The sequence below is a fragment of the Mycobacteriales bacterium genome (assembly GCA_040902655.1).
Taxonomy (GTDB): domain Bacteria; phylum Actinomycetota; class Actinomycetes; order Mycobacteriales; family SCTD01; genus SCTD01.
On record JBBDWV010000016.1, the window covers coordinates 142,814 to 168,755 of the forward strand.

Annotated in this window: 21 protein-coding genes and 1 tRNA gene; 2 read left to right on the forward strand and 20 right to left on the reverse strand. The window is 72.1% G+C overall.

Translation table 11 applies throughout. The annotated features are described in order from the left end of the window. Positions 1-38 precede the first annotated feature (38 nt). The 7 genes from proB to WD794_04695 all read right to left on the reverse strand — a co-directional run bounded on the left by proB (position 39) and on the right by WD794_04695 (position 9,491). Positions 39-1,118 carry a glutamate 5-kinase gene (gene proB / locus WD794_04665; GenBank protein MEX2289604.1) on the reverse strand — a complete coding sequence of 360 codons (1,080 nt, stop codon included), beginning with the start codon at positions 1,116-1,118 and terminating at the stop codon, positions 39-41. Further along, positions 1,115-2,599 carry a GTPase ObgE gene (gene obgE / locus WD794_04670; protein MEX2289605.1) on the reverse strand — a complete coding sequence of 495 codons (1,485 nt, stop codon included), beginning with the start codon at positions 2,597-2,599 and terminating at the stop codon, positions 1,115-1,117. The genes proB and obgE overlap by 4 nt, the downstream gene beginning before the upstream one ends. Positions 2,600-2,677: 78 nt before the next feature. Then, positions 2,678-2,932: a 50S ribosomal protein L27 gene (gene rpmA, locus WD794_04675; GenBank protein ID MEX2289606.1), complete on the reverse strand. Its 255-nt coding sequence runs from the start codon at positions 2,930-2,932 to the stop codon at positions 2,678-2,680. Between the two features lie 11 nt (positions 2,933-2,943). Beyond that, on the reverse strand, positions 2,944-3,276 hold the full coding sequence (rplU, locus tag WD794_04680; GenBank protein ID MEX2289607.1) for a 50S ribosomal protein L21: 333 nt from the start codon (positions 3,274-3,276) through the stop codon (positions 2,944-2,946). 253 nt (positions 3,277-3,529) lie between these two features. Then, on the reverse strand, positions 3,530-6,586 hold the full coding sequence (locus tag WD794_04685; GenBank protein ID MEX2289608.1) for an Rne/Rng family ribonuclease: 3,057 nt from the start codon (positions 6,584-6,586) through the stop codon (positions 3,530-3,532). Positions 6,587-6,696: 110 nt separating this feature from the next. Next, on the reverse strand, positions 6,697-7,488 hold the full coding sequence (locus WD794_04690) for a TIGR03936 family radical SAM-associated protein (protein MEX2289609.1): 792 nt from the start codon (positions 7,486-7,488) through the stop codon (positions 6,697-6,699). Between the two features lie 77 nt (positions 7,489-7,565). Next, positions 7,566-9,491 carry a TIGR03960 family B12-binding radical SAM protein gene (locus WD794_04695; GenBank protein MEX2289610.1) on the reverse strand — a complete coding sequence of 642 codons (1,926 nt, stop codon included), beginning with the start codon at positions 9,489-9,491 and terminating at the stop codon, positions 7,566-7,568. 191 nt (positions 9,492-9,682) lie between these two features. On the opposite strand from WD794_04695, the gene WD794_04700 reads away from it, so the two are divergent. Beyond that, a complete protein-coding gene (locus WD794_04700; GenBank protein MEX2289611.1) occupies positions 9,683-10,684 on the forward strand; it encodes a hypothetical protein in 1,002 nt (333 codons plus the stop codon). 142 nt (positions 10,685-10,826) lie between these two features. Here WD794_04700 and rodA read toward each other — a convergent pair whose 3' ends face one another. From rodA to valS, 8 genes are all read right to left on the reverse strand, one after another. Continuing rightward, entirely contained in the window at positions 10,827-12,029 is a 1,203-nt protein-coding gene (gene rodA, locus WD794_04705) for a rod shape-determining protein RodA (GenBank protein ID MEX2289612.1), read from the reverse strand. Continuing rightward, a complete protein-coding gene (gene mrdA, locus WD794_04710; protein ID MEX2289613.1) occupies positions 12,026-14,056 on the reverse strand; it encodes a penicillin-binding protein 2 in 2,031 nt (676 codons plus the stop codon). The genes rodA and mrdA overlap by 4 nt, the downstream gene beginning before the upstream one ends. 22 nt (positions 14,057-14,078) lie before the next feature. Beyond that, positions 14,079-14,585 carry a rod shape-determining protein MreD gene (gene mreD, locus WD794_04715; GenBank protein MEX2289614.1) on the reverse strand — a complete coding sequence of 169 codons (507 nt, stop codon included), beginning with the start codon at positions 14,583-14,585 and terminating at the stop codon, positions 14,079-14,081. Then, positions 14,582-15,400, reverse strand: a complete 819-nt coding sequence (gene mreC, locus WD794_04720; GenBank protein MEX2289615.1) for a rod shape-determining protein MreC — start codon at positions 15,398-15,400, stop codon at positions 14,582-14,584. The genes mreD and mreC overlap by 4 nt, the downstream gene beginning before the upstream one ends. Before the next feature lie 3 nt (positions 15,401-15,403). Beyond that, on the reverse strand, positions 15,404-16,423 hold the full coding sequence (locus WD794_04725; protein ID MEX2289616.1) for a rod shape-determining protein: 1,020 nt from the start codon (positions 16,421-16,423) through the stop codon (positions 15,404-15,406). A 170-nt stretch (positions 16,424-16,593) separates the two neighbouring features. After that, on the reverse strand, positions 16,594-16,998 hold the full coding sequence (ndk, locus tag WD794_04730) for a nucleoside-diphosphate kinase (GenBank protein ID MEX2289617.1): 405 nt from the start codon (positions 16,996-16,998) through the stop codon (positions 16,594-16,596). A gap of 182 nt (positions 16,999-17,180) precedes the next feature. Then, complete coding sequence (locus tag WD794_04735) at positions 17,181-18,506, reverse strand: folylpolyglutamate synthase/dihydrofolate synthase family protein (GenBank protein ID MEX2289618.1); 1,326 nt, start codon at positions 18,504-18,506, stop codon at positions 17,181-17,183. Then, positions 18,503-21,058, reverse strand: coding sequence for a valine--tRNA ligase (gene valS / locus WD794_04740; protein ID MEX2289619.1), 2,556 nt, complete (start codon positions 21,056-21,058; stop codon positions 18,503-18,505). Before valS ends, WD794_04735 begins: the two co-directional genes overlap by 4 nt. Here valS and WD794_04745 point away from each other — a divergent pair. Continuing rightward, a complete protein-coding gene (locus WD794_04745; protein ID MEX2289620.1) occupies positions 20,984-21,355 on the forward strand; it encodes a hypothetical protein in 372 nt (123 codons plus the stop codon). The genes valS and WD794_04745 overlap by 75 nt on opposite strands. A 73-nt stretch (positions 21,356-21,428) precedes the next feature. Here WD794_04745 and clpX read toward each other — a convergent pair whose 3' ends face one another. The 5 genes from clpX to WD794_04770 form a co-directional block, all read right to left on the reverse strand. Continuing rightward, entirely contained in the window at positions 21,429-22,706 is a 1,278-nt protein-coding gene (gene clpX, locus WD794_04750) for an ATP-dependent Clp protease ATP-binding subunit ClpX (protein ID MEX2289621.1), read from the reverse strand. A 154-nt stretch (positions 22,707-22,860) separates the two neighbouring features. Then, positions 22,861-23,499 (reverse strand): ATP-dependent Clp protease proteolytic subunit, encoded by a 639-nt coding sequence (locus WD794_04755; GenBank protein ID MEX2289622.1) that lies wholly within the window; start codon positions 23,497-23,499, stop codon positions 22,861-22,863. Positions 23,500-23,511: 12 nt separating this feature from the next. Further along, positions 23,512-24,087 (reverse strand): ATP-dependent Clp protease proteolytic subunit, encoded by a 576-nt coding sequence (locus tag WD794_04760; GenBank protein MEX2289623.1) that lies wholly within the window; start codon positions 24,085-24,087, stop codon positions 23,512-23,514. A gap of 242 nt (positions 24,088-24,329) precedes the next feature. Next, positions 24,330-25,736: a trigger factor gene (tig, locus tag WD794_04765; protein ID MEX2289624.1), complete on the reverse strand. Its 1,407-nt coding sequence runs from the start codon at positions 25,734-25,736 to the stop codon at positions 24,330-24,332. Between the two features lie 56 nt (positions 25,737-25,792). Next, positions 25,793-25,865: transfer RNA gene (locus WD794_04770), tRNA-Pro, on the reverse strand. Between the last annotated feature and the right edge of the window lie 77 nt (positions 25,866-25,942).

Sequence of the window (25,942 nt, forward strand, 5' to 3'; positions counted from 1 at the left end):
GGCATCGAGAGTACGGCGCGCCGCGCTGCGGCTGGGCCTCAGAGCACCACCAGGTCGTCACGGTGGACGACCTCGCGCAGGCCCAGCTCGCGGGTCGAGCGACCGAGCAGCGCCGGCAACTCGCCGGCGTCGTAGGCCACCAGCCCACGCGCGACCGCCAGCCCGTCCGGGCCGGCCAGCTCGACCGGGTCCCCGGCCGCGAACTCCCCGGTGACGCCCGTCACGCCGGCCGGCAGCAGCGACATCCGGCGCTCGACGACCGCCCGCACCGCCCCGTCGTCCAGCAGCAGCCGGCCCCGCGGCGTCGTCGCGTGGGCCAGCCAGAGCAGCCGGCCCGGAGACCGGGAGCCGGTCGGGGCGAAGAACGTGCCGCCGTGCCCCCGCAGCGCGTCACGCACGGCGGTGGTGGCGGCGAGCAGCACCGGCACACCGGCGCGCGTCGCCAGTCCGGCGGCGTCCACCTTGCTCGTCATGCCGCCGCGGCCGAGCCCGGCGCTGCCGGCGCCGCCCACGACGACCCCCTGCAGATCCCCGGCGCGCCGCACCTCCGGCACCAGACGGGCACCCGGCCGGCGCGGGTCGCCGTCGTAGAGCCCGTCGACGTCGGAGAGCAGGACGAGCGCGTCGGCACGGACGATGTGGGCGACCAGGGCGGCCAGCCGGTCGTTGTCGCCGAAGCGGATCTCCTCGGTCGCCACCGCGTCGTTCTCGTTGACGATCGGCACGACGCCGAGGGCGAGCAGCCGGTCCAGCGTGGTCTGCGCGTTGCGGTAGTGCGAGCGCCGGACCACGTCGTCGGCGGTCAGCAGCACCTGCGCGACGGTGCGCCCCGAGCGGGCGAACGCGCTGGCGTAGCGCTGGATCAGCAGCATCTGTCCGACCGCGGCCGCGGCCTGCTGGGTGGCCAGGTCCCGCGGCCGGCGGGCCAGCCCCAACGGCGCCAGCCCCGCGGCGATCGCGCCCGAGGACACCAGGACCAGTTGACCCTGCCGCTCGACCAGCGCCTCGACCAGCGCGTCCAGACGCCCAGGGTCCAACCCGCCGGCGGCCGTGGTCAGTGAGGACGAGCCCACCTTGACGACCAGCCGCGGCGCTGCGGCGACCGCCTCCCGGCTCACTGTCCGGCGTCCCGTCGGGACGACTTCTGCAGCGGCTCGAGCTCGGCCTCCAGCGCCGACCTGTCCAGGCCCATCCGCTCGGCCCGGCGCAGGTCCTTCTGCAGCCGCCGTTCGTCCGCTCCGGCGCGGCTGCGGTCCTCGAGACGGGCATCCTGCCCGCGCATCCCGGAGCTGAACTGCTCGAGCTCCGTGGGCTGCCAGTCGAAGCTGATCTCGCCGATGGTGACCTCGTCGCCGGGTGTGGCACCCGCCGCGGCGAGTGCCTTCTCCACGCCGAGCCGGGCCAGTCGGTCCGCGAGGTAGCCGATGGCCTCCTCGTTGGTGAAGTCGGTCTGCAGCACCCAGCGCTCGGGCTTGCTGCCACGCACCAGGTAGCGGCCCTCGCCCTGCGCCTCGAGGGTGAAGCCCAGGTCGTCGACCGCCTTGGGCCGCAGCACGATCCGGGTCGCCTCCTCGAGCGGCCGGGCCTCGCGGTCGGCTCGGACCACGTCGGCCATCGCGTACGCAAGCGCCGGCAGACCCTCGTGGCTGACGGCCGAGATCTCCAGGACGCGCAGGCCCCGTGCCTCGAGCTCGGGGCGGACGAGGTCGGCCAGTTCACGGGCCTCGGGCACGTCGACCTTGTTGAGCACCACCAGTCGCGGGCGCTCGGTCAGCCGGGCGACGTCGTCCTTGTAGAGCGACAGCTCGCGCTCGAGCAGGTCGAGGTCACTGAGCGGGTCGCGGTCCGGCTCCAGCGTGGCGCAGTCCAGGACGTGGACCAGCACGGCACAGCGCTCGACGTGACGCAGGAACTCGAGACCCAGGCCCTTGCCCTGTGCAGCGCCCGGAATCAGACCCGGGACGTCGGCGACGGTGAAGGTCGTGCCGGCCGCCTCGACGACGCCCAGGTTGGGCACCAGCGTCGTGAACGGGTAATCCGCGATCTTCGGCCGGGCGGCGGACAGCGCGGCCACCAGGCTGGACTTGCCGGCGCTCGGAAAGCCCACCAGGGCCACGTCGGCGACCGTCTTGAGCTCGAGCACGACGTCCCTGACCTCACCCGGCTCACCCAGCAGCGCGAAGCCGGGCGCCTTGCGCTTCGCGCTGGCCAGCGTCGCGTTCCCCAGACCGCCCTTGCCGCCCTTGGCGACCACGAAGCGGGCGCCCTCGCCGATCAGATCGGCCAGCTCGTTGCCGTGCTCGTCGTACACCACCGTGCCGTTCGGCACCGGAAGCTCCACGGCGGTGCCCTTGGCGCCGGTGCGCATCGAGCCCTGTCCCTGCCTGCCCGAGGTCGCCCGCTGGTGCGGGTGGTAGTGGTAGTCCAGCAGCGAGGCGATGTGGGAGCGCACGACGAGGACGACGTCGCCGCCGTTCCCCCCGTCTGCGCCGTCGGGGCCGCCGAGCGGCTTGAACTTCTCGCGCCGGACGCTGGCGCAGCCGTTTCCCCCGTCACCCGCGGCCACGTGGAGCACGGCGCGGTCGACGATGGTGGCCACGTAACTCTTCTCTCTAGGAAAGCTGCGAGGGCGGGTCGGGAAAGCCGGCCCGCCCTCGTCAGTCGCTGATGGAGCTGGTCAGCCGGCCTGGACGATGTTGACGGTCTTGCGGCCGCGCTTGAGACCGAACGTGACGGCACCCGGTGCGAGCGCGAACAGCGTGTCGTCGCCGCCACGGCCGACGAGGTCACCGGGGTGGAAGTGTGTGCCACGCTGGCGGACGAGGATCTCGCCGGCCTTGACGACCTGGCCGCCGAAGCGCTTCACGCCGAGATACTGCGCGTTGGAGTCGCGACCGTTACGCGAGGAACTCGCGCCCTTCTTGTGAGCCATGGCGGGTCCTCCTACGTCGCGGAGCCGGCAGTTGCGCCGGTCTCGATGGCGGTGACGCGCACCTGCGTCAGCTTCTGGCGGTGGCCGAGCCGGCGCCGGTAGCCGGTCTTGTTCTTGTAACGCATGATGTTGAGCTTCGGCCCCTTCGTCTGCGCGACGACCTCACCGCGAACGCTGACGTTGGCGAGCGCGGCCACGTCGGAGGTGACCGAGCCACCGTCGACGACCAGCAGCGCGGGCAGCGCCACGGCGTCGCCGGGACCGCCGGACACCTTCTCGACCTCGACGACGTCACCGACGGCGACCTTGTACTGCTTGCCGCCGGTCTTGACGATGGCGTACACGAGGGGCTCCTAGCTGGATTCGCACGGGGGCCGCGCCCGGGGCGCGGCGAAAGGGCGCGTCGAGGACGCGACTGCAGCAGCCTACCGGACCGCCGCACCGGCCGTCGAACCTCGCCGACGTGCATGATCAACGCCGGACTTACGCCGTTTTCCAGGCCGCGAAACCAGCGTGAACCCGGCGTTGATCATGAAGCTGTCGACGGTCCGGCCGGGTACGACGGCCCGGCCGGTAGGCCGCCGGCCGGCCGGCGGGTCAGCCGGTGGGGGGCCCGGCCGGTCGGCTGGTCGCGCGGCGGCGGCGGCGCGGAGCCGGTTCCGCCACGGGGGCGGCCGCCACCTCGTCGGCGCCCGCAGGCGCCTGATCGACCGACAGGTCCTCCGCGTCGGGGATCGGCTGGTCGGCCACGGCCGGCGCGACGGCCGGCACTGCCTCGGGTGGTTCGGGCAGCCCAGCCGGCTCGGGCAGTCCGACCGGCCCGGCTTGCTCGGACGGCCCGGCTTCCGCTGTCCCGCGCACGGCCGCCTCGACCAGCAGCTCGGCCATCTCGTCGTTCGGTGCGACGGTCGCCGCGCCGGCGCCGCGGCCGCCGCGCCGGCGCCGACGCGGGGTGCTCTCCGCCTCCTCGCCCTGGACGTCAGCAGCATCGGCTTCGGCGGCATCGGCGGCGGCGGCATCGGGAGCGGCGGCCGGGACGGCCTCCGCCGAGAGGGCCGACCGCGGCTTCGGGGCGTCAGCCGGGATCGGCTTGCGCTTGGGAGCCCGGTCGCGCCGGCCCTCCTCGCCTCCCCCGCCGTCGCCGCGCCGCTCGTCCACCGGCTCGGGATGCACGTGCATCCCCCGCCCGTTGCAGGACTCACACGGCTCGCTGAAGGACTCGAGCAGCCCCTGCCCGACGCGCTTGCGCGTCATCTGCACCAGCCCCAGCGAGGTCACCTCCGCGACCTGGTGCTTGGTCCGGTCGCGGCCGAGGCACTCGACGAGGCGGCGTACGACCAAATCGCGGTTGCTCTCCAGCACCATGTCGATGAAGTCGACGACGATGATCCCGCCGACATCGCGCAGCCGGAGCTGGCGGGCGATCTCCTCGGCGGCCTCGAGGTTGTTGCGGGTGACCGTCTCCTCGAGGTTGCCGCCCTTGCCGACGAACTTGCCGGTGTTGACGTCGATGACGACCATCGCCTCCGTCCGGTCGATGACCAGGGAGCCGCCGGACGGCAGGTAGACCTTGCGGTCCAGCGCCTTGAGCAGCTGCTCGTCGATCCGGTGCTCGGCGAAGACGTCCTTCTCGGAGGTGTGCCGACTCAATCGCGGCGCGAGGTCGGGCGCGACGAACTCGACGTAGTCGCGGATGGTGTCCCACTCGCTGTCGCCCTGCACGACGAGCCGGGTGAAGTCCTCGTTGAACACGTCGCGCACGACGCGGATCACCAGGTCCGGCTCCGCGTGCAGCAGCACCGGGGCGCCGCCCTTGGCCGCCTTGGTCTGGAGAACCTCCCACTGCGCCTGCAGGCGGCGCACGTCGCCGGCGATCTCCTCCTCCGAGGCGCCCTCGGCGGCGGTGCGGATGATGACCCCCGCGTCGTCCGGCACGACCTTCTTGAGGATCTTCTTCAGGCGCTCACGCTCGACCTCGGGCAGCTTGCGGCTGATGCCGGTCATCGTGCCCTCGGGCACGTAGACGAGGTACCGGCCCGGCAGGCTGACCTGGCCGGTGAGGCGCGCGCCCTTGTGGCCGATCGGGTCCTTGCTGACCTGGACCAGGACCTCCTGGCCGGACTTCAGGACCGTCTCGATGCTGCGGTTCCTGCCGCCGGCGGCGGCGTTGTAGTTGACCTCACCGGCGTACAGCACGGCGTTGCGGCTCTTGCCGATGTCGACGAACGCTGCCTCCATGCTCGGCAGCACGTTCTGCACCCGGCCGAGGTAGACGTTCCCGGCATAGGACTGCGCGCTCGCCCGGGTGACGTAGTGCTCGACGAGCACGCCGTCCTCGAGCACGGCGATCTGCGTACGGTCGCCCTTCTGGCGCACCACCATCGCGCGGTCGACCGCCTCGCGGCGGGCGAGGAACTCGGCCTCGGACAGGATCGGCTGGCGCTTGCGGCCGGAGTCCCGGCCCTCCTGCCGGCGTACGCGCTTGGCGGCCATCCGGGTGGAGCCGGTGATGCCCCGGACGCCGTCCTCGTCGGCGCTGGTGGCACCGGAGCGGCTGCGCGTACGGGGCTCGCGGACCGCGGTCCCGGTGTCGTCGGAGGCATCGTCGCCGCCGGTCCCGCCGCCGCTGCGGCGGCGGCGGCGTCGACGGCGGGTACCGGCGGGTGCGTCGCCGTCCTCGTCCTCGGTGTCGGCGGCCTCGATGTCGGCGGTCTCGGTGGTCTCGGTGGGGACCGGTTCGGTCGGCACCTCGTCGTCCTCGCCGGACGCGCCGGCGTCGTCCTCGGGGCGGCGCGGCCCACGACCCCGCCGGCCCCGGCGCCGACGGCGCGGGCGGTCCGGGTCGTCGTCGTCGCCGGTCTCGGTGCGCTCGTCGGTCTCCGCTACCGGGGCGTCGACCGTGGTGGGCTCGAGCAGTTGCGGGAGCAGGACCTCGGGCGAGACGGCACCGGACGTGCCGGCGCGGCGGCGTCGGCGGGGGGCGGGAGCACCCTCATCGGCGGCCGGGGCGTCCGCGGCCGTCCCGGCGGGCGCGGCGTCCGGCTCCAGTTCCGGTTCCGCGATCGGCTCCGGGGATTGGAAGGTGACCGAGGCGGCGCGGCGGGTCCGGGTGCGCTTCACGGCGGGGGCCGCGGCGTCGTCGGCGGAGGGCTCCGGAGCACCGCCGGCGGAGGTCTCCATCGCGGGCGTGCCCACGTCGTCGGCAGCGGCCGCCTGCACGACCGGGTCGTCCTCGGCTGCACGGACGACCGGTGGACCGGCCTCGAGCAGCGCTGCCTGCGCCGCCAGCTCGTCCTCCGTGAGCGCGACGTCGTCCGCAGCCGGATCGGCGGTGCCGGCCGGCGGCGTCGGGACCGCGCCCTCGTCGACCTTCTTGGCGGCGCGTTTGCGGGGGGCGGCAGCCTTCCTCGCCGGGGCCTTGCGGGCTGCCTTCTTCGTCGGGGCCGGCTCCTCTCCCGCGGCCACGGCGTCACCGGCAGCCGGCGCGCCGGCGCCCTCCGCCAGGACCTCGGCGGTCGCGGCGGTCGGTTCGGTGGCCTCGCTGCCGGTAGGTGCGGCAGTGGCCTTGGTGGCGCGGCGGCGGCGCGGTGCCTTGACCGGCTCCGGCGTCTCGTCGTTCGTGCGGGGACTGCTGTCGGTGGGCTCGTCGAGCACCGGATCTCCGTGTCCGGTCGGCACGTGACGCGGTCGCGCCGACCCGGGAAGGGGTCGTACCGGAGCCGGCCCGAGTGGCCGACGCCGGAGAAGTCTGGGTTGCGGCCCGTCTAGGACGGAGCGCCGGCGGCGGTCTGCTCGAGATCTGCGACTGTTCGCGTTGCCCCTTCGGCCGTCAGCCGGTCGGGTGCGAGCGGATCGCCGACCCCGCCGGGCTCGGAGAGCGGCCCCTGCGCGTACCGGGTGGCCTCGGGGGGCACCGGCGGTACGAGGTCGGCCGCGGACCGGAGTCCGGAGAGAACGTCGTCGGGTCGAACAGCAGGCGTCACGTGCCGTACGACCACGGAAAGTGTCGCACAGTCCTGATCACCTGCCGCGGACATGCTGACAACAGCGGCCCGCGCGTCGAGCTCGCGCAGCCCGGCCTTCATCAGCCGCTGGACCGGGACGGCGTCCGTGGACAGGAAGGCGGCGACCGCCTGACGGGCCGTCTCGAGCGGCACGCCAGGCAGCCGGATCGACCACTGCGACGCCTCGATCCGGTCCGGCAGGCTGCTGCCTGCGGGCGCTTCCACCACCTCGGTGATGTCGATGCCGGCGGGCAGGCTCTCGTCCAGCGCCGACTTCAGCCGTACGAGGTCGACCCGCTCGGCGACGCTGATCTCGACGTACTCCGCCTCGCTCGCCACCCCGGTGGGCGCCGCGCCGACCCAGCTGATCTTGGGGTGCGGCGAGAACCCGGCGGAGTAGGCCATCGGCACCTGCGCGCGCCGCAGCGCCCGCTCGAAGGCGCGGGCGATGTCGCGGTGGCTGGTGAAGCGCAGCCGGCCGCGCTTGGTGTAGCGCAGGCGCAGCTTCTGGACCGGCGGCGGCGGGGGCGGCCCGGTCGGCTGCTTGGCCACCTACCGCACCCCAGCTCGCTCCGGAGGCATCCGGCGCACCGGCTCGTGCCGGACGGGGCACCGGCCGCATCCTTTGCTCATAGGGCGCTCAACGGGTTCTGCACGACAGTGAGCGGCAGCAGCGTCTTGCCGGTCGGGCCGATCTGGATGTCGGTGCCCATCTGCGGGCAGACGCCGCAGTCGAAGCAGGGGATCCAGCGGCAGTCGTCGAGGTCCTGCTCGGCCAGTGCGTCCTGCCAGTCGCTCCACAGCCACTCCTTGTCCAGCCCGGAGTCAAGGTGGTCCCAGGGCAGGACCTCGCTCTCCTCGCGCTCGCGGGTGGTGTACCAGCCGACGTCGACGCCCTGCTTGCGCGCCGCCGCCATCCAGCGGTCGTAGGAGAAGTGCTCGCTCCAGCCGTCGAACTTCCCGCCGTCGCGCCACACCTGCTCGATCACGGCACCGATGCGTCGGTCACCTCTGCTGAGCAGGCCTTCGACGATGCCGGGCTTGCCGTCGTGATAGCGGTAGCCGATCGCCTTGGCGGTGCTCTTGTCGCTCGAGATGGCGTTGCGCAGCAGCTTCAGGCGGCGGTCAGTCGTCTCGTGGTCGAGCTGGCCGGCCCACTGGAAAGGCGTGTGCGGCTTGGGCACGAAGCCCCCGATGGAGACGGTGCAGCGCACGTCCCGCGTGCCGGTGACCTGCCGGCCGGCGCGGATGACTTCCCTTGCCATCTCGGCGATCTCGAGGACGTCCTCGTCGGTCTCCGTCGGCAGGCCGACCATGAAGTAGAGCTTGACCTGCCGCCAGCCCGCGCCGTACGCCGTGGTGACGGTGTCGATGAGGTCCTGCTTGCTGACCATCTTGTTGATGACCGCGCGCAGCCGCTCCGAGCCGCCCTCGGGCGCGAAGGTGAGGCCGGACCTTCTTCCGTTCCTGCTGAGCTCCTGGGCGAGATCGATGTTGAACGCGTCGACGCGGGTGCTCGGCAGGGACAGGCTGGTCTGGGTGCCCTCGTAGCGGTCTGCCAGCCCCTTGGCGACCTCGCCGATCTCGGAGTGGTCGGCGCTGGACAGCGAGAGCAGGCCGACCTCCTCGTAGCCGGTCGCCTTGAGGCCGGTCTTCACCATCTCGCCGATGCCGGTGATCGAGCGCTCGCGCACGGGTCGGGTGATCATGCCTGCCTGGCAGAACCGGCAGCCGCGGGTGCAGCCGCGGAAGATCTCGACGCTCATCCGCTCGTGCACCGTCTCGGCCAGCGGCACCAGCGGCGACTTGGGATAGGGCCACTCGTCGAGGTCCATGACGGTGCGCTTGTGCACGCGGAACGGCACGTCCGGGCGGTTCGGGACGACGCGGGCGATGCGGCCGTCGGGCAGATAGTCGACGTCGTAGAAGCGCGGGACATAGACGCCGCCGGCGCGGGCCAGCCGGAGCAGCGTCTCCTCGCGGTCGGCGCCGTCGTGCTTGGCCTGCCGGATCACCGCGCTCATCTCGAGGACGGCCTGCTCGCCGTCGCCCAGGACCGCAGCGTCGAGGAAGTCCGCGATCGGCTCGGGGTTGAAGGCTGCGTGGCCGCCCGCAAGCACGATCGGGTGGGTCTCGTCGCGGTCCTTCGCGTGCAGCGGGATGCCGGCGAGGTCGAGCGCCTCGATCATGTTCGTGTAACCGAGCTCGGTGGAGAAGCTCACGCCGAGGACGTCGAAGTCGCGGACCGGGCGGTGCGCGTCGACGGTGAACTGCGGGACGCCCGCCTCGCGCATCTTCGCCGCCAGATCGGGCCACACGCTGTAGGTCCGCTCGGCCAGGGTGCCCGGCTGCTCGTTGAGCACCTCGTACAGGATCATGACGCCCTGGTTGGGCAGGCCGACCTCGTAGGCGTCGGGGTACATCAGCGCCCAGCGGACGTCGCAGCTGTCCCAGTCCTTGACGGTGCTGTTGAGCTCGCCGCCGACGTACTGGATCGGCTTGCTCACGCTGGGCAGCAGCGGCTCGAGGCGGGGGAACAGGCTCTCGACGGGCATGTGACCAGGCTACGTGCGACTGTCGAGGGTCGCTGATCTCTCTCCGATGCCCGGTGATCTTCTGCCGTCTGGATCGGCAGCAGACGCGCCGGCGGGTCCGCTGCGGATCCAGCTGCCAGAAGATCCACTCCTGTCCACAGTCCGGGCCGACGGGCTGGTATGCGAGGCAGTCGCCCGCTGAGGTGCCGGTCATGGGCGAACTGGCTGAGCTGGGCTCCACCACGCGAGGCGTCTGGACGCGGAAGCAGGCGCTGGCCGTGACCACCCGTGGTCGGATCGACGCGCTCGTGCGGCGCGGTGAGTGGCAGGCGCCGTGGTCCGGCGTCTACGCGGACGGCGGCTACGCGCTCGACCTGGAGCAGCGCGGCTTCGCGGCCGTACTGGCGAGCGGCGGCGGACAGCCGCACCGGGACATCCACGGCAAGGAGGTGGTCGCAGCGGTCGCCTGCGGCCGGCTGGCGGCGCGTCTGCACGACCTGCCGCTCGTCGACGACCGCGACCCGGCGACGGGCGGCCGCGAGCACCTGCTGGACGACGTGGCCCTGCGCTGGGGCGGCAGCCCGCTGCACTCCACCACCTCGGACGGCCAGACCCGCACCCTCACCCGGCACCGTCGGCGGTACACGGCCGAGCAGGTCCTGCAGCTGCCGAGCGGGTTGCACGTCACCTCGTACGCGCAGACACTCGTGGACTGCGCCCTGCTGCTGCAGTCCGATTCGCTGGTGTGCCTGCTCGACGCGCTCCTGCACCGGGAGCTGCTGTCGACCGCCGACCTCGACGTGCTGGTGCGGCAGCAGCGCTGGCAGGCGGGACTCACGCCGCTGCGTGAGGCTGTCCGGCTGGCCGACGGGCGTGCCGAGTCGCCGCACGAGACCCTGGTGCGGCTCGTGCTGAAGCCGCACCTGCCCGGGCTCGAGCCACAGCAGCGGCTCTACGACGAGTCGGGGCGGATCCTGGCCCGCTTCGACCTGGCCGACCGGCGGCTGAGGCTCGCCGTGGAGGCCGACGGCAAGGCCGGGCACGCGGGCACGCGGATGGCCGCGCGCGACCAGCGCCGCGACCGGATCTCGGACGCCCGCGGCTGGCGCACGGAACGCTGCGTCTGGTTCGAGACGCGCTGCCGCCAGAAGGTGCTCGTCGCACGGGTGCTCGCGACCGCCCGCGACCAGGAGCGCCGGCACACCCTGTCGTGATCTTCTGCCGTGTGGATCGGCAGCAGACGCGCCGGCGAGTCCGCTGCGGATCCAGATGGCAGAAGATCACCGGAGGGAGGGGCGGGGGGCCGGGGCAGGAGCCGGGGCAGGCGGCCGGAGCTGTAGCCGGCCGGCCGGCCGGCTACAGCTCGCGGCTGCGCAGGTGGACGTTCTGGAGCAGGCCGACGGCGAGCAGGTTGGCGAACATCGCCGAGCCGCCGTAGCTCACGAAGGGCAGCGGCAGCCCGGTGACCGGCATGATCCCCAGGGTCATCCCGACGTTGACGAAGCTCTGGAAGGCGAACCAGCACACGACACCCGCCGCCACGAGCCGGCCGAAGGCGTCGGTCGCGCGCGCCGCGATCCGCAGACCGCGCCACAGGACGACCCCCAACAGGCCGAGCAGCACGGCTCCGCCCCGCAGCCCCAGCTCCTCCCCCGCGACGGTGAAGATGAAGTCGGTCTGCTGTTCCGGGATGAACCGACCACGTGTCTGCGTGCCCTGGAACAGCCCCTTGCCGGACAGGCCGCCGGAGCCGATCGCGATGCGGGCCTGGTTGGTGTTGTAGCCGGCCCCGCGCGGGTCGAGCGCGGGGTTGGTGAAAGCGGCGAACCGGTCCACCTGGTAGTCGGCGAGCACGCCCAGCTGCACCGCCCCGACACAGACGACGGCCCCGGCCAGGACCAGGCCGACGACCCACCCGGCCGAGGCGCCGGCGATGGCCAGCATGCCGAGCACGATGAACACGAGCACGAGCACCGTTCCGAGGTCCGGCTGGAGCAGGACCAGCGCGATCGGCACCGCCGCGAGCGCGAGCACGAGCAGGACGTCGCCGTGGCGTGGTTCCTCCTCGATGTCGCGCTTCTCGGCGAGCAGCATGGCCACGCCGACCACGAGCGCGACCTTGGCGAACTCCGACGGCTGCACCTGTAGGCCGCCGCCGAGCACGATCCAGGAGTGCGCGCCGTTGACCGTCCTGCCGAGCGGCGACAGCACAGCGACCAACCCCAGCAAGGCAGCCGCGTAGACGAAGGGGGCGTACGCCCGCAGCGTCCGATAGTCGATCAGCGCAGCCAGGCTGGCCAGAGCCAGGCCGATCACGGCGTTGAGCAGGTGCCGTTCGACGAACGTCGTGGGGTCGAGGTCGGTGTCGAGCAGGCGCTGCCGGGTGGCCGACCAGACGAGCAGCGACCCGAGGCCGACCAGAGCGGCGACGGCGAGCGCCAGCAGCCAGTCGAGCCGGCGCAGCGGCGAGTCGACGCCCATCGCCCGCTCGCGCAACGACGCGTCCCGGCGGCCCAGCGCGATCGGAGCCAGCCGGGTCGTCGACCCGCTGTCCCTCATGCGCCGCCCGGCCGAACGTCCGGCAGGGCCGGGGCCGCCCGACCCGTGCCGCCCGACCCGTAGATGCCGTCGTAGATCTCACGCACCATCGGCGCTGCAACGGTGCCGCCGGTCCCGCCCTGCGAGACGATCCCGACGACGACCAGCTCCGGGCGGGCGACCGGCGCGTAGGACGCGAACCAGGAGGTGTCCTGACGGTTGGCGACCTCGCCGGTGCCGGTCTTGCCGGCCACCGCGACCGGCGCGCCGGCGAAGGCGCGTGCCGCCGTCCCGCCGGGCTGCGTCACCCCCGCCAACGCGTCGCGCAGGTAGCCCAGCGCGAGCGGGTCGACCGGGACGGTACTGCGCAGCTTCGGGGCGATCTCGCGGACCTCGCCGGCCGGCGACCGCAGCGCCCACCCGACGTGCGGCTCGAGGACCTTGCCGCCGTTGGCGATCGCGGCGTAGACGGTCGCCAGCTGCAGCGGCGTGACGAGGGTGTCGCCCTGGCCGATCGCGAAGTTCGTCGCGTCACCGCCGCGGAAGCGGAAGCCCTCGTCGCAGAACTCCTGGTTGGCCCGCCGCCGCTCCCGCGGAAGTGCCGTGTTCTGGGCGCCCTTGCAGCGGTTCTCGCGGGTCGCCTCCCAGTAGGCCTGCTTGTAGGCGCGGTCGGCGATGGTGCCGCGCCGCTCGCTGGGCAGGTCGATGCCGGTGCGCTCGCCGAGACCGAACGCCTGGGCCATCCGGATCATCGGGTCCCGCGGCCGCTCGACCGGCCGGTTTCCACCGTCGCGCAGCCACTGCTCGTAGCCGAACTTGTAGAAGACCGTGTCGCAGGACTTGACCAGCGCCTTCCGCAGGTCGATCGTGCCGAACGAGGCCGAGCCGAAGTTGCGCTGCCCGGTCGGGCGGTAGACACCGGGGCACGGGTAGCGGCCGGCCAGCGGGTAGTCGCCGCTGGCCACCGCGGCCGCCGCCGACACCACCTTGAAGGTGGACGCCGGCGCGTAGGCGCCCTGGATCGCCCGGAAGACCAGCGGCGCGCCCCGGCTCTCGTCCATGAGCTGGGCGTACTCGCCCGGCGAGGCGCCGCCCACGAACACCGCCGGGTCGTACGACGGGTAGCTGGCCATCGCGACCAGGCGGCCGCTCTGCGCCTCCAGCACCACGACGGAGCCGGAGTCGGCGACCAGCGGATCGCCGCTCCCCCGCGCGCGCATCCCCCGTGCCCGCTCGATGCCCCGCGCCAGCGCGTCCTCGGCGACCTTCTGCACTGCGGCGTCGAGCGACAGCACCAGCGTGTCCCCCGGCCGCGGCGCCGTCTCCCCGTCGGAGCCGGTGACCGTGCCGACGTGGTCGACGAGCAGCCGCTGGATCCCGTCCTGACCGCGCAGCGACGCCTCGTAGGTCGCCTCGATGCCGGCCCGGCCGACCAGGGAGCTGGGCTGTACGCCGTCGTACTCCGGCTGGTCCACCTCGTCGGGGCTGATCGGGCCGAGATAACCCAGGACGTGCGCCGCCAGCCGCCCCTGCGGGTAGTCCCGGACCGGCGTGAACTGCGCTCGCACACCGGGGAAGTCCTCACGGTGCTCCTCGATCTGGAGCACCTTCGTCAGGCTGGCCCGGTCGCCCGCGTCGAACTCCGCGACGGGCACCGGCCGGTACGGCGAGCCGCGCCAGCACGGCGGCTGGACGCTCCCGCCGCACGGCCGGATCTGCTGGGCGAGTGCCTCCGCCGGCCGGCCGAGCACCGCGCCGAGCCGGGCGAGAACGGCCTGGCCGCCGTCGTGCTGCCGCAGGACGGTCGAGCGACTGACGGTCACGACCAGGGCCGTGCGGTTACGCACCAGCGGCGTGCCGCGCGCGTCGTGGACCTCGCCGCGCGGCGCCGGCTGCACGACCTCGCGCACCCGGTTGGCGCTGGCCGCCGCGGCGTACTCCTCGCTCGCATAGACCTGCAGGTACCACAGCCGGCCGAACAGGGTCGCCAGGATGGCGAGGACGACGACTCGCAGGACGAACAGCCGGAGCCGCGACCGGTCGCTCATCAGCCCCCCTCCTGCCCGCCGCTCACCAGCCCACGCGGTCCTCGCCGACCCTGCGCAGCAGGGCGTCGACGACCGGGACGACCACCGGCGCGAGGAGCACAGAGTAGGGGACCGTCCCGCCGAGCGAGCTGCCGAAGGCCGCCGCCGTGATGCGCGGATCGCCGAGCAGCAGGCCCTCCAGCGCGTAGATCGCCACCGCTCCCGTGGCGGCGGCGGCAACCGTCACCAGCGGCCGGACGCGCGAGGAGGAACGGCCGTCACCGGCCAGCCCCGCGAGGTACCCGACGAGGGCGTAGGCCAGGGCGACGCGACCCAGCTCATGGTCGCTGACGAGGTCGGCGAGCAGCCCCGTCACGAAGCCCGTTGCCGTCCCGGACAACGCTCCCTCGGTGAGCGCGAACGCGACGACGAGCACCAGCAGCAGGTCCGGGCCACCGCCGGGCAGGGGCAGCCACGTGAGCGCTGTCGTCTGCAGCACCAGGGCGACCAGCACCGTCGTCGCGCCGAGCAGCAGGCGGGGAGCGGTCACGTCGAGGGCACCGGCACCCGCGGGGTGCTGCGCGGCGGCGACGTCACGATGCCGACGAGGTCGAGCGCGCCGACGTGGACGAACGGCTGGACGTGGGCGGTGGTGACCAACGCTCCGGCGGGCTCCACGGAGACGACCCGACCGATCGGCACCCCCGGGACGAAGGTCTGCGAACCGGTCGTCAGCAGCCCGTCGCCCTGCTCCACCCGGCCACCCTCGACCAGCTCGTAGCTCAACCGACCCGAGCCGTCACCGGTCGCCAGGCCGAAGGTCCCCTGGCGGGTCAGCCGGGCGCCGACGGTGAAGCCGGGGTCGGTCAGTAGCAGGACGGTGCTGGTGAACGGGCCGACGCGGGTGGTCCGGCCGACCAGTCCGTCCCCGTTCACGACGGTCTGGCCCGGCTCGACGCCGTCGCGGCTGCCGGCGTCGAGAGTCGCCGTCAGCTCGAAGCCGAAGGCCGAGCCCACTGCCACCACCCGGGCCGGCACGAACGTGTAGGTCCCGGCGTCGTTCAGCGCGAGCAACGCATCCAGCTCGGCGGCCCGGCGCCGGTCGGCCTCCCCGCGCACGAGCTCGGCCCGCAACCGGGCGTTCTCGTCGCGGAGACGGCGCAGCTGCTCCCTGTCCGCGCCGTCGAACAGCCGGCCGACACCGCCTGCCACCCCTCCTACCGCCCGCTGGGCGGGGCCGAGCACCGCGTCGGCGCCGCGGCGTACGGCATCGAACCGGGAGCCCTCCCCGGACCGGGCGTCCAGAGCGGTCAGCGTGAAGGCGGTGAGCAGGAGGAGGACCAGCAGCAGCCGGGGCCCACGCACGGACTAGCGGCGCGGCTCGGAGATGAGGACCTGCTTGAGGGCCTCGAACTCCTCGACGCACTTGCCGGTGCCGACGGCCACAGAGTCCAGCGGCTTGTCAGCGACGTGCACCGGCATCCCGGTCTCGTGGCGCAGCCGCTCGTCCAGGCCGGTCAACAGCGCGCCGCCGCCGGTGAGCACGATGCCCCGGTCCATCACGTCGCCGGACAGCTCCGGCGGGCAGCTGTCCAGCGTCGTCTTGACCGCGTCGAGGATGGCGTTGACCGGCTCCTCGATTGCCTTACGGATCTCCTGCGCGCTGACCGTGATCGTCTTCGGCAGTCCGGAGACCAGATCCCGGCCACGGATCTCGGCGACCGGCTCGTCCGGCCTCGGGAAGGCCGACCCGATGGACATCTTGATCTCCTCGGCCGTGCGCTCCCCGAGCAGCAGGGAGTACTCCTTCTTGACGTAGGCGATGATGGCGTGGTCGAGCTCGTCTCCGCCGGTGCGGATCGAGATGGCGGTGACGATGCCGCCGAGACTGATGACGGCCACCTCCGTGGTGCCGCCACCGATGTCCACGACCATGTTGCCGGTCGGTTCGTGCACCGGGAGTCCGGCCCCGATCGCCGCGGCCATCGGTTCCTCGATGATGTAGACCTTGCGCGCACCGGCCTGGTAGCCGGCGTCCTTCACCGCCCGCTGCTCGACACCGGTGATGCCGCTGGGGACGCAGACGATGACCCGCGGCTTGGCGAAGTGCCGGCGCCTGTGCACCTTCTGGATGAAGTAGCGCAGCATCCGCTCGGTGGTGTCGAAGTCGGCGATCACACCGTCACGCAGTGGCCGGATCGCCGTGATGTTGCCGGGGGTGCGGCCGATCATCCGCTTGGCCTCGATGCCGACCGCGACGATGCCTCCGGTCTTGCTGTCGACGGCGACCACGCTGGGCTCGTTGAGCACGATGCCCCGGCCACGGACGTAGACGAGGGTGTTCGCCGTACCCAGATCGATTGCCATGTCACGGCCGAGGAAGGACAGGGCGCTGCTCTTCGCCATGGTGGTGAGGGACCTTCCGGGTGGTGCGGGCGGGGTCCGCAGCGTAGTGCCGCGGCCGCCGCCGGCCGCACGGACGCGCCGGGCTCACAGTCGCACCAGCCGCACGGACGCGCCGGCCTCACAGGCGCGCCGGCCTCACAGGCGCGCCGGCCTCACAGCGAGGGGAAGAAGATGCCGATCTCGCGCTTGGCCGACTCCTCGGAGTCGCTGCCGTGGACCAGGTTCTGGCCGATCTCGAGGGCGTAGTCGCCGCGGATCGAGCCGGGGGTGGCCTCCACCGGGTTGGTGACGCCCATCAGGCGACGGGTGCCGGCGACGGCATGCGGGCCCTCCACGACCAGCGCGACCAGCGGGCCACCGGTGATGAAGTCGACCAGCTCCCCGAAGAACGGCCGCTCACGGTGCTCGCCGTAGTGCTCCTCGGCGGTCGGGCGGTCCAGGGTGCGCAGCTCCATCGCGACGAGGGCCAGCCCCTTCTTCTCCAGCCGCGAGATGACCTCGCCGGCGAGGCCGCGGCGGACACCGTCGGGCTTGACGAGGACGAGGGTGCGCTGCACAGGGGACTCCTTGGTAGACGGTTGCGCCCGAGGCTACCGGCGGCCGATCGCACCAGGCGCCGACGGCCCGCGCGGTGAGGATCTTCTGCCGACTGGATCGGCATCGGACACGCCGGCGCGTCTGCTGCCGATCCAGTCGGGAGAAGATCGCCGTCGGAGCCGTCGGAGCTGCGGACTGGCGGTCAACCCCGGTGGAGCAGCGTCCTGGCCTCGCCGACGGTGACCACCGAGCCGGTCACCAGCACGCCCGCACCGCCGTACTCCGCCTCCGCGTCGGCCAGCCCGACCGCCGTGGACAGCGCGTCGTCGAGGGCGTCCTCGATCTGGACGCGGTCCTCCCCGAAGACGTCCCGCGCGAGGTCGGCCAGGACGTCGACCGGCATCGCGCGCGGCGAGCCGTTCTGCGTCACGACCAGCTGGGCGACGGCGGGCTCGAGCACCCCGAGCATCGCCGGCACGTCCTTGTCGCGGAGCACCGCGACCACCGCGACCAGGTGCGTGAAGGCGAAGGCGTCGGTGAGCGCCGCGACGGTCGCAGCCATCCCAGGGGCGTTGTGGGCGGCGTCGAGCAGCACCGTCGGGCTGGTCCGCACGACCTCGAGCCGGCCGGGGGAGGCCGTGCGCGCGAAGCCTTCTCGTACCAGGTCCGGGTCGAGCAGGCCCTTGTCACCGCCGCCCAGGAACGCCTCGACGGCCGCGAGCGCCGCTGCGGCGTTCGCGGCCTGGTGCGCGCCGTGCAGCGGCAGGTAGATGTCGTCGTAGCGACCGGAGAGCCCCTGCAGCGAGAGCAGCTGACCACCGACCGCGGTGGCGCGCGAGACGACCCCGAACTCCATGCCCTCCCGCGCGACGGTGGCGTCGACCTCGGCGCACCGCCGCAGCAGCACCTCCGCGGCCTCCGGTTGCTGCGAGGCGAGCACGACGGTGGCACCCGGGTGGATGATCCCGGCCTTCTCGGTGGCGATCTCTGTCAGCGTGGTGCCGAGCAGCGGCACGTGGTCCAGGCCCACCGGCAGCACGACGGCGGTGGCTGCCTCGACCAGGTTGGTGGCATCCCACGAGCCGCCGAGGCCGACCTCCAGCACGGCGACGTCGACCGGCGCGTCGGCGAAGGCCGCGAAAGCCATCGCCGTGAGCACCTCGAAGAAGGTGAGCCGCTCAGGCATCCGGGAGTCGACGAGCTCGACGTACGGCGCCAGCTCGTCGTGGACCGCAGCGAACTGCTGCTCGGTCAGCGGCTGCCCGTCGACGGTGATCCGCTCGGTGATCGAGTCCAGGTGCGGGCTGGTGTAGCGGCCGGGCCGCAGACCGAAGCCCTGCAGCAGCGCGTCGATCATCCGGGCGGTGCTGCTCTTGCCGTTGGTGCCGGTCAGGTGGATCGACGGGTAGGACTTCTGCGGCGAACCGAGCAGGTCGCACAGCAGGGCGATCCGCTCGAGGTCCGGAACCATCGTGTCCTCGGCCGGATAGCGGGTCGCCAGGTCTGCGAGCACTTGCTGGAGCGTCACCGGTTCTGCTTCGGCGGCGGCTCGCCGAGAACCGTGTCGACGCCGAGCTCGGTGCCGATCCGGGCCGTCACCTGCTCGACGACGCCGGCGTTGCGCAGATCGCGCTCCACCAGCCCGAACAGCTCGAGCACCTGCTCCGGTGCGGTCACCGTCAGGGAGGTGACGGGGGTCCGCATGGACACCTTCGCCTCGCTCTTGGCACGCCGCACGGACTGCAGGACCTCGGAGGCGACGGGCAGGCAATCGGGCGGGTCCCCTGCGACCGCGCGCAGTGCAGCGGCGTCCGGCCACGCCTGCGCGTGCACCGAGCCGTCCTGCCACCAGGACCAGACCTCCTCGGTGACGAACGGCAGCACCGGCGCGAACAGCCGCAGCAGCGTGTCGAGCGCGATGCGCAGCGCGCGGTTGGCGCTGTCGGCCTCGGCACCCTGGCTGTAGGCGCGCCCCTTGACCAGCTCGATGTAGTCGTCGCAGAACGACCAGAAGAAGTCCTCGGTGCGTTCGAGCGCACGGGTGAAGTCGTAGGCCGCGAAGGCGCGCGTGGCCTCGTCGAGGACGTCGGCCAGCCGGGCGAGCAGCGCGCGGTCGACCGCCTCGGTCACCGGACCGCTGTCCGCCTGCGGGAAGCCGAGCGCGAACTTCGAGGCGTTGAGCAGCTTGACCGCCAGCCGCCGGCCGACCTTCATCTGGCCCTCGTCGAAGGCGGTGTCGGTCCCGAGCCGGCCGTTGGCCGCCCAGTAGCGCACGGCGTCGGTGCCGTGCTGCTCGAGCAGCCCCATCGGCGTCACGACGTTGCCGACCGACTTGCTCATCTTCTTGCGGTCCGGGTCCAGGATCCAGCCGGACAGCGCCGCGTCCGTCCACGGCAGCGAGCCGTGCTCGTGGTGGCTGCGCACCACCGTCGAGAACAGCCAGGTACGGATGATGTCGTGGCCCTGCGGGCGCAGGTCGTACGGGAACACCCGCGCGAACAGGTCCGCGTCCTGCTCCCAGCCACCGGCGATCTGCGGCGACATCGACGAGGTCGCCCAGGTGTCCATCACATCCGGGTCGGCGGTGAATCCGCCTGGCCGGTCGCGTTGCCCGGCGGTGTAGCCGGTGGGCACGTCGCTGGTGGGATCGATCGGCAGGTCGGCCTCGTCCGGCAGCAGCGGGGCGTCGTAGAGCGGCTCGCCGCCGTCGTCGAGGCGGTACCACAGCGGGAACGGCACGCCGAAGAAGCGCTGCCGGCTGATCAGCCAGTCACCGTTGAGCCCGCCGACCCAGTTCTCGTACCGACTCTGCATGAAGCCGGGATGCCAGACCAGCTCCTTGCCGCGGCCGACCAGCTCCTCGCGCAGGTCGGTGTCGCGGCCGCCGTTGCGGAGGTACCACTGCCGGCTGGTGACGATCTCGAGCGGCCGGTCGCCCTTCTCGTAGAACTTCACCGGGTGCGTGATCGGCTTCGGCTCGCCGACCAGGTCCCCCGACTCGGCGAGCATCTCGACGATCCGCTTCTGCGCCTGCTTCACCGTCTTGCCGGCCAGCTCGGGGTACGGGCCGCCGACGCCCTCCGGGGCGTTCTGCAGGAGGCGCCCGTCGCGACCGACGATGCTGCGCACCGGCAGGTCCAGCTCGCGCCACCAGGTCACGTCGGTGGTGTCGCCGAAGGTGCAGATCATCGCGATGCCGGAGCCCTTGGCGGGATCGGCCAGCTCGTGCGCGTGCACCGGCACCCGGACCCCGAACAGCGGCGTGGTCACGGTGCTGCCGAACAGCGGCTGGTAGCGCTCGTCGTCCGGGTGCGCGACCAGCGCGACGCAGGCCGGGATCAGCTCCGGCCGGGTGGTCTCGATGAAGACCGGCTCGCCGACCGGCTTGCGGAAGCCGATCCGGTGGTAGGCGCCGGGCAGCTCGCGGTCGGCCAGCTCGGCCTGGGCCACCGCTGTCTTGAAGTCGACGTCCCAGAGCGTCGGGGCCTCGGTGGCGTACGCCTCACCGCGCGCGAGGTTCCGCAGGAAGGCCCGCTGGGCAGCGCGGCGCGAGCGGTCACCAATGGTCTCGTAGGTGTGGTTCCAGTCCACCGACAGGCCGAGGTGCCGGAAGGTCTGCTCGAAGACCTTCTCGTCGCTGCCCGTCAGCTCGTGACACAGCTCGACGAAGTTCTGCCGGCTGATGCTGACCTGCGGCGTGCCCTTCGCGAGCGCCCCGCTGTCGGCCGGCGGCTGGTAGGACGCGTCGTAGGGCCGGCTCGGGTCGCAGCGCACGCCGTAGAAGTTCTGCACCCGGCGCTCGGTCGGCAGCCCGTTGTCGTCCCAGCCCATCGGGTAGAAGACGCGCTTGCCGCTCATCCGCTGGTAGCGCGCGATCAGGTCGGTGTGCGTGTAGCTGAAGACGTGACCGATGTGCAGGCTGCCGGACACCGTCGGAGGCGGCGTGTCGATGGCGTAGACCGCGGGCCGCTCGGCCGTGCGGTCGAACCGGTAGACGCCCTGCTCCTGCCATACCGCGTCCCACTTCGCCTCGAGGCCGTCGAGGGTCGGACGCTCGGGCACGCGGGAGGAGTCGGTCACGGGGTCAGTCTAGGGAGGGGCACGAGCCGGTTTCCGGCGTCCGTAGCCTCGCTCGTCGTGACCGCACCCATCGCCTCCGCCACAGCCGATCTCGACCTGTCCGACTCCTGGTCCTACGGCCCCGGGGTGGAGCTCACCGTCTTGCTGCGCTGCCAGCCGGTGGACGGGTGGCTGCGCGTGGTGCAGCGGGCCAAGCTGGTGCAGGCCGGCTGGCTGGACGAGGAGTGCGAGATCTGGGACAGCACGGACTCGCTGGTGGTGCAGGCCCGCCAGGTGGCCGGTTTCCGCGTGGAGTGACCCCCGTAGCGTCCTGCTACCTGGAGCGGAGTCAGGCTCAGCATGCAGGACGCAAGCAGGGACTAGGCCAGGACTAGGCGGACTTCTCGCGCCGCTCGCGGCGGGCGGGCGCCGCGGCGTCACGCGGCACGAGAGTCGGGTTGACGTGCTCGAGCACGACCTCACGGGTCACCACGCACTTGGCGACGTCACCTCGGCTGGGCAGGTCGTACATCACCGAGAGCAGGACCTCCTCGAGGATCGCCCGCAGGCCACGGGCGCCGGTGCCGCGCAGGACGGCCTGGTCGGCGACCGCCTCGAGCGCGTCGTCGGTGAACTCGAGCTCGACGCCGTCGAGGTCGAACAGCCGCCGGTACTGCCGGATGAGCGCGTTCTTGGGCTCGGTGAGGATCTGGATGAGCGCGTCGCGGTCGAGGTTGTGCACGCTGGTGAGCACCGGCAGTCGGCCGATGAACTCCGGGATCATGCCGTACTTCAGCAGGTCCTCGGGCATCGCGTCACCGAAGACGTTGCCGGCATCGACCTCGTGCTTGGAGTGCAGCACGGCCCCGAAGCCGACCGCCTTCTTGCCGATGCGCTGCTCGATCACCTTGTCGAGCCCGGCGAAGGCGCCGCCGACGATGAACAGGACGTTGGTCGTGTCGATCTGGATGAACTCCTGGTGCGGGTGCTTGCGGCCCCCCTGCGGCGGGACCGACGCGGTCGTGCCCTCCAGGATCTTCAGCAGGGCCTGCTGCACACCCTCGCCCGACACGTCGCGGGTGATCGACGGGTTCTCGCTCTTGCGGGCGATCTTGTCGACCTCGTCGATGTAGATGATGCCCGTCTCGGCCTTCTTGACGTCGTAGTCGGCCGCCTGGATGAGCTTGAGCAGGATGTTCTCGACGTCCTCACCGACGTAGCCGGCCTCGGTCAGCGCCGTCGCGTCGGCGATCGCGAACGGGACGTTGAGCATCTTGGCCAAGGTCTGCGCCAGCAGCGTCTTGCCGCAACCGGTCGGGCCCAGCAGCAGGATGTTGCTCTTCTGCAGCTCGACCGGGTCCTTGTCGTTGCCCACGGCCTGGACCCGCTTGTAGTGGTTGTAGACGGCCACCGCCAGGGTCCGCTTCGCGGTGTCCTGGCCGATGACGTAGGAGTCGAGGAAGTCGTAGATCTCGCGCGGCTTGGGGAGCTCGTCCCACTTGAGCTCGGAGCTCTCGCTGAGCTCCTCCTCGATGATCTCGTTGCAGAGGTCGATGCACTCGTCGCAGATGTAGACGCCGGGACCCGCGATGAGCTTCTTGACCTGCTTCTGCGACTTCCCGCAGAACGAGCACTTCAGCAGGTCGCCGCCGTCACCGATGCGTGCCACCTCGGAGTACCTCGTCCCTGTCGTCCCGGCGGACCCGGGTCCTGTCCTTCGACCGTACCGCCTGACACCGTCAGATCCAGTGCTTCTACGCCAAGCCGAGGACGGCGGGCGCTCCGCCGCAGCGCCGGCCGGACCGGCCCTGCGGCGGCCTCGGCTACCGGCCGGCAGCCGACGAGGAGCCGGTGGCGATCTTGCGGGACGCGACGACCTCGTCGATGATCCCGTACTCCACGGCCTCTCGCGCCGTGAGGATCTTGTCGCGCTCGATGTCCTTGCGGATCAGCGCGACGTCGCGGCCCGTGTCGCGGGCGAGCATCTCCTCGAGCAGGTCGCGCATGCGCAGGATCTCCCGCGCCTGACCCTCGATGTCGGACGCCTGGCCTTCGCCGCCGCCGGAGGGCTGGTGGATGAGCACACGGGCGTGCTCGAGCGCGAGGCGCTTGCCCTTGCTGCCGGCGGCCAGGATGACGGCCGCGGCCGAGGCGGCCTGTCCCATGCAGATCGTCTGGATCTCGGGCTTGACGAAGCGCATCGTGTCGTAGATGGCGGTCAACGCGGTGAACGAGCCGCCCGGACTGTTGATGTACATGTTGATGTCGCGGTCCGGGTCCTCGGATTCGAGGTGGAGCAGCTGGGCCATCACGACGTTGGCGACGCCGTCGTCGATCGGCGTGCCCAGGAAGATGATGCGTTCCTTGAGAAGCCGGCTGTAGATGTCGAACGAGCGCTCCCCGCGGGACGTCTGCTCGATGACGATCGGGATCGTGTAGTTCATCGGGTCCGAGAACGACATGTGCTAGCCCTCCTAGGCCCGGGTGCCGGCACCGGACGGGACGTCCTTGGCTCCGGTGATGACGTGGTCGATGAAGCCGTACTCCTTGGCTTCCTGCGCGGAGAACCAGCGGTCCCGGTCTGAGTCCTTCTCGATCTGTTCCTCCGACTGCCCGGTATGGAAGGAGATGCGCTCGGCCATCTGCTTCTTGACGTACAGCATCTGCTCGGCCTGGATCGCGATGTCGGCCGCGGTGCCACCGATGCCGCCGAGCGGCTGGTGCATGAGGATGCGCGTGTGCGGGGTGGCGTACCGCTTGCCCTTCGCACCGGCGCAGAGCAGGAACTGCCCCATCGAGGCCGCCAGGCCCAGGCCGACGGTGGCGACGTCGTTCTCGACGAACTGCATCGTGTCGTAAATGGCCATGCCCGCCGTGATCGAGCCGCCCGGGCTGTTGATGTAGAGGAAGATGTCCCGCTCGGGGTCCTCCGCGGCCAGCAGCAACAGCTGGGCGCAGATCGCGTTGGCGACCTCGTCCATCACCTGCGAGCCGAGGAAGATGATCCGCTCCTTGAGCAGCCGGTTGAACACCTGCGCGTCCAGGCCCACCTCACTGCCGGGAGCGCGGCCGGACGGCGTGGAGCTGGCGACGCTCAGGCTGGCGGGGACGACCAGCCCGGTCGCGGGGTCTGTCTGGGTCACGGTGTGGCCTGCCTCGGGGCTCGGGGCCGGCGGCCGGCGGAGGGCCGGTCGCGCCGTCCTTGACGGGCGTGCGTAGCGACCCTAACGCCGGGCGCGGACGGGCAGTCCCCTGCACCGGCCCGTTTCGCCGAGGGCGAAGACGCCGGCGGCTACTGCTCGTCGAGGTAGTGGACCGAGCCGTCGGGGTGGGTGTGGAACGGCCGGCCGTCCTCGTCGAGCTGGGTGTCCTCGCTCGCCGGCATGTCGTCGCGCAGGTCCTCGAGGTCCACCGCATTGCCGGAGGCGTCCGTGATGGTCGCCGCCTCCATGACGGTGGCCAGGGCCTTGCCGCGGCGGATCTCCGCGTACAGGCCCTGCAGCTGGCCGGACTGGACGACCGACTGGGCGTACTGGTCCGGCGAGATGTTGGCGCGCTGGGCGCGCCGCACGACCTGGTCGGCGAGTTCTGCCTCGCTGACGCCGAGCTGCTCGGCATCGGCGACCGCGTCCAGGACCAGCTGGGCCTTCACGGCCGTGGCCGCACCCTCGCGGATCTCCTCGGCGAACTCCTCCTCGCCCTTGCCCTCGCGCTCGAGGTACTGGTCCAGGGTCATCCCCGCCTGCTGCAGCTGCTGTGTGGTGCTCTCGCGGCGCCACTCGATCTCGGCCTCGACCACGGACTGGGGCAGCGGCGCCTCGACCTGCGCCAGCAGCGCCTCGAGCACCCTGTCGCGGGCCTCCACCCCCTGCTCCAGCTTCTTCATGCGTTCCAGGCGCCCGCGCACGTCGGCCTGCAACTCCTCGAAGGACGCGAAGCCGGTGCTCTCGGCCCAGGTGTCGTCGGCCTCCGGCAACTCCCGCTCGTTGACGGCCTGGACGGTGACGGCGACCTCCGCCGACTGTCCTTCGTACTCACCGGCCACCAGCGTGGTGCTGAAGGTGGTGGCGTCGCCGGCGCTCCTGCCCGTGACGGCCTCGTCCAGCCCGTCTAGTAGGTCCCCAGAGCCGATCTGGTACGACAGCCCCTGCGCGGTGCCGCCCGGCACCTCCTGGCCGTCGACGGTCGCGGCCAGGTCGAGAGTGACGAAGTCACCGTCGGCCGCAGCACGCTCGACCGGCACCAGTTTGGCGAACCGCTCGCGCAGCTCGTCGACCTGCTTCGTGACGTCCTCGTCGGCGACCGCGGCGTCGGCGACGGTGACGCTGAGGCTGTCGTACGCCGGCAGGGCGAACTCCGGGCGGACGTCGACCTCGGCAGTGAACGACAGCGAGGTGCCGTCGTCGAGCTGGGTGACGTCGACCTCGGGCCGGCCGACCGGCGACACGCCCGCCTCGGTGACGGCCTCGGAGTACAGCCGCGGCAGCGCCTCCTGCACCGCCTCGTCGAGCACGACGCCGCGGCCGACCCGCTGGTCCAGGATGCGCGGCGGGACCTTGCCCGGCCGGAAGCCCTGCACCTTGACCTGGGCGCCGATGGTCTTGTACGCCTTGTCGAGCTCGGGCTTGAGCTCGTCGAACGGAACCTCGACCGAGAGGCGGACCCTCGTAGGGCTCAGGGTCTCGACGGCGCTCTGCACTGGGGCGGTCCTCTCGCGAAGTGGCATGGCGGAGCGCACCGCAGCAGGGAGGGCGGTCGGGGCGGGGAGACTCGAACTCCCGATCTCCTGCTCCCAAAGCAGGCGCGCTAGCCACTACGCTACGCCCCGCGTGACTGGGGCCACTGTAGGCCCCTGCCCTCGCGCGGGCGTAGCTCAATGGTAGAGCCCCAGTCTTCCAAACTGGC